Origin of the sequence: Photorhabdus sp. CRCIA-P01, from assembly GCF_003545805.1 — a bacterium.
Classification (GTDB): Bacteria; Pseudomonadota; Gammaproteobacteria; order Enterobacterales; family Enterobacteriaceae; genus Photorhabdus; species Photorhabdus antumapuensis.
In genome coordinates this window covers 1-1,840 of record NZ_NMQR01000147.1, presented here as the reverse complement: position 1 = coordinate 1,840, position 1,840 = coordinate 1, and the positions used below count along the sequence as shown (strand labels likewise).

2 protein-coding genes and 2 rRNA genes are annotated in these 1,840 nt (G+C 40.0%); 2 read left to right on the top strand and 2 right to left on the bottom strand.

What is annotated here, in order from left to right:
• Positions 1–269 (top strand): ISAs1 family transposase (locus D3222_RS24380; protein ID WP_118986978.1); only part of this gene is annotated, 269 nt, incomplete at its 5' end.
• 12 nt (positions 270–281) lie between these two features.
• A complete protein-coding gene (locus D3222_RS24375; RefSeq protein ID WP_232832673.1) occupies positions 282–875 on the top strand; it encodes a sulfatase-like hydrolase/transferase in 594 nt (197 codons plus the stop codon).
• Between the two features lie 537 nt (positions 876–1,412).
• Here the strand turns inward: D3222_RS24375 and rrf are convergent.
• Positions 1,413–1,528: ribosomal RNA gene (gene rrf / locus D3222_RS24370) — 5S ribosomal RNA — on the bottom strand.
• 132 nt (positions 1,529–1,660) lie between these two features.
• Positions 1,661–1,840: ribosomal RNA gene (locus tag D3222_RS24365) — 23S ribosomal RNA — on the bottom strand; the annotation flags it as partial.

Genomic DNA, 1,840 nt, shown 5'->3' with positions numbered 1-1,840 from the left:
GTTCGTTGCCTTTAGATGTGGAGCGGGCTGCCACGGCAATAAGAAAGCATTGGTCAGTGGAAAATGAGCTACACTGGGTTTTAGACGTCATCTTTCGGGAAGATGCTATCTCGCTTAAAGATCCTGATGGTGCAGCACAAATGGCTCTTTTTAATCGAATAGCATTAAATGTGATTAAACAAAATACGAGTATAAAAGATAGTCAAGCAGCGAAACGTCGAAGAGCGACTTGGTCAGGAGAATTTCGTAGCCAGCTTCTCTTTGATTAAATTAAATACAAAGTGGAATCCCGCCCTGCCTATTTAGATGATGCACTAAAACAGAAAGGTAAGAAATTTATTATTATGCATATCTATGGCAGTCATGAACCATCCTGTAACCGATTTCCCGAAAATAAACTAATATCCTTCTCATCAAATGAGGATGATAATTGCTATGACAGCTCAATAGCTTATACAGATCAATTGATAGAGAAAATTATTAATAAAATTAAAGGGTATAAAGCATCTATTCTCTATTTCTCAGATCATGGATTACAACGTTTAGATAAAAACGGTGACATCCGTTATCACCACGGTGTTAGTCATCCTCGAAAAGATTCCTATAATATTCCCTTATTTATCTGGTATAACGATAATGTTAATCCAAAATATCGTCATACTGGTGTAATAAATACTCCTTTCTCAACTTCAGATAATTATTACCTTATTAGTGATTGGCTAGGTATTTATCATAAATCTCCAGAATACTGCCGTTCACCATTAAGCAATTGTTTCAAATCACAGGAAGAGCTAATGGTAATCGATGGTAATAAAAATCTGATGAAATATAGCGAGCTTTCTGATGAGAAAAATATCAAAAATTCAGACAAGTGATTTACAGATATTCAGATCTATTGTCCCTAGCATCAAAACTCAAATAAATGATTCATAGACATGAAAGAAAGATAACCAATATGTAATTTCTCAAACTTGTAATACAATAGTAAACCATAATGATGAACTAAATTTGGAATTACACTACTCATTTTCTATAAGCTTAAGGAACAGGTTTAAATTATTTTTCGTGTCAACCGCCTATAGCGGGTTTTGATTATTAACGGATAGATAAAAGCTAGTTATTTTCTTAAAAGAGTGCTCACCAGATGGAAATCCAAAATAACTAAACAGCCTTCTGCATCCATATGGGCTCTAAAAACGGTTCTCACCTTCCTACCCCTTATATATAACCACCTTTTACTCCGCAGTGAGCCGTAACAGAAGCGATTGTGCATGAATATACGCCTGAATGATTTAGCAGTACCAGACCCTTGATCGGATAAACATGGCTAGATGAACTACGCGCTATATCTGTATCTGGCGCATAAACGCAAAAACCCCCAGCTTTCGCTGGGGGTTTCTACTCTATTTAAAGCCTGGCAGTTCCCTACTCTCACATGGGGAGACCCCACACTACCATCGGCGCTACGGCGTTTCACTGCTGAGTTCGGCATGGGGTCAGGTGGGACCACCGCGCTATCGCCGCCAGGCAAATTCATTCCATTCCGGCTGTCGCTTCCCTTTCGGCCGCAACACCCAAAACCAATCTCTGAACAAGCTGAATGAAACTCTCTCCGTCTTCCGACCGCTGTCTTATGACGCCAAAACACCTTCGGTGTTGTAAGGTTAAGCCGCTCGGTTCATTAGTACCGGTCAGCTCAATGCATCGCTGCACTTACACACCCAGCCTATCCACGTCTTCGTCTTAAACGTTCCTTCCGTGACCTCAAGTCAAGGGAAGACTCATCTCAAGGCAAGTTTCCCGCTTAGATGCTTTCAGCGGTTATCTCTTCCGCACTTAG